The 2303-nt window shown below is 73.5% G+C and carries 1 protein-coding gene; it reads left to right on the top strand.

Features of this window, described 5'->3' with window-relative positions; translation table 11 throughout:
- Positions 1-60: 60 nt before the first annotated feature.
- The coding region (locus VFE05_20995) for an amino acid adenylation domain-containing protein (protein ID HET6232566.1) at positions 61-2303 on the top strand (2243 nt) is incomplete at its 3' end.

Below are 2303 nucleotides of genomic sequence, written 5' to 3'. Positions count from 1 at the left end.
CCCGCCGCCGTCCTCGCTCAGGCCGGTTCGGTGGATGCGCTGCCGTTCATCGATCGTCCCGTGCTGCTGATTGAAGACGCCGAGCGCGAGGATTCGGGAGATGCGGGGCGGTGCGACGGCGGGGCGGGGCCGGCGAACCTGGCGTACGTCATCTACACGTCCGGGTCGACCGGCCGTCCGAAGGGCGTGATGGTGCCGCAACGCGGCATCCGCAACCGCGTGGCGTGGGTGCGCGACACCTACCCGATGGACGCGGACGACGCCGTGCTGTTCAAGACGCCGTACACCTTCGACGCATCGGTGTGGGAGCTGTTCCTGCCGCTGTGGACGGGCGGGCGGGTCGTGATCGCGCGGCCCGGCGGGCACCAGGACCCGGCGTACATGGTGGATGCGATGGCGCGCCACGGCGTCACCACGCTCCAGCTCGTCCCGTCCATGCTCCAGGTGCTGGCGGGCACGCCCGGCCTGGAGCGCTGCACCGCGCTGCGCCGCCTCTCCTGCGGCGGCGAGGCGTACCCGGTTGCCCTTGCGCGCGAGGTATCGGCGCGGTTGCCGGGCGTGACGCTCGTGAACCTGTACGGCCCGACCGAGGCGTCCATCGACGTCCTCTCCTGGCGGTATTCGGGAGATGAGCACGGGACGCTGCTGCCCATCGGCCGGCCGGTGCACGGAACGCGCATCTACCTGCTGGATGCGGACCTGCGCCCCGTCGCCCCCGGCGCGCCCGGCGAGCTGTACGCGGACGGTCCTGGTCTCGCCCGCGGCTACGTGGGACGCGCTGACCTCACCGCCGAGCGCTTCGTCCCCGACCCGTACTCGCCCGTTCCCGGCGCGCGGATGTACCGCACCGGCGACCTGGCACGCCATCGCCCGGACGGCGCGGTGGAGTTCCTGGGGCGCGCGGACGACCAGGTGAAGCTGCGCGGCTTCCGCATCGAGCTGGGCGAGGTCGAATCCGTTCTCTCCGCTCATCCAAGCGTCGAAGCCGCCGTCGCCGCCGTTCGCCCCGCCGCCGCCGGCCCCGCGCTGGTCGCCTACGTCGTGGGCTCGGGAGACGAGAAGCCGGACGCGGCCGAGCTTCGCGAGCACGCGCGGCGCCATCTGCCCGACTACATGGTCCCGTCCGCCGTCGTCATCCTCGACGCGCTGCCGCGCACGCCCGGCGGCAAGGTGGACCGCCTCTCGCTGCCCACGCCCCGCGCCGCCGACTTCGCCGCACGCGACGGGTACGTGCCGCCGCGCTCCGCCACCGAGCAGGTGCTGGCGGACGTGTGGGCCGAGGTGCTGAAGGCGGGCGCAGTGGGCGTGCACGACCGCTTCTTCGACCTGGGCGGCCACTCGCTCTCCGCGCTCCAGCTCCTCGCCCGCGTCCGCTCCGTGCTGGGCGTGGAAGTCCCGCTCCGCGCGCTCTTCGACTCCCCGACCGTCGCCGGCCTGGCCGCCGCGGTGGAACGCCTGCGCGGCGAAGCGGTGGATGCGGAGATGCCGCCCCTCGTCCGCTACCCGGCCGAGGCCGAAGGCCCGCTCTCCTTCGCCCAGCAGCGCCTCTGGCTCCTGCACCAGCTCGAGCCGGAGAGCCCCGCGTACAACCTCTACACCTCCATCCCGCTCCCCCCGCGCGCCGACACCGCCGCGGTCGAGGCTGCGCTCGCATCTCTCGTCGCGCGCCACGAAACCCTGCGCACCACCCTGCCCGAAGGCGACGGCTCCGGCATCCAGCACGTCCACCCCGCCGCCCCCGTCCCCCTCACCGTCCTCGACTTCATCGTCGATACGGATCGTGTTGCGGAGCCTTCGGATGATCCGAAGCCGCAGCCGGGCGAAGATGCCCACCCAACCCTCTCCCGCTTGCGGGGGAGGGTAGCGAGCCTAAGCGAGCTGGGAGGGGGCGTCCCCGCCGACAGCGACACCCCCACCGCCGCCCATCTCCCGTCTCCCGCAGCATGGGAGCAGGCCCGCGCGGCGATGCGGGACGAGGTGATGCGGCCGTTCGACCTCGCATCCGGGCCGGTGCTGCGGGCGACGCTGGTGCGCATCGACCCGTCCGCCGACCATCTCGTGCTGGTGATGCACCACGCCGTGTCCGACGGATGGTCGCTGGACGTGATCCGCGACGAGGTCACGGCCCTGTACGCCGCCGCGGCCGAGGGGCGCCCGTCGCCGCTGCCGGAGCTTCCGGTGCAGTACGGCGACTACGCGCGGTGGGAGCGCGACTGGCTGCGCGGTGACGCGCTGGAGCGGCACCTGGCCTACTGGCGCGAGCGGCTGGCCGGCATGCCGCAGGTGATCGAGCTGGCCGCGGA

Source organism: Longimicrobiaceae bacterium (genome assembly GCA_035696245.1).
Classification (GTDB): domain Bacteria; phylum Gemmatimonadota; class Gemmatimonadetes; order Longimicrobiales; family Longimicrobiaceae; genus DASRQW01.
The sequence above is the reverse complement of the archived record's forward strand: the minus strand, read 5'-3'. Positions and strand labels throughout refer to the sequence as shown.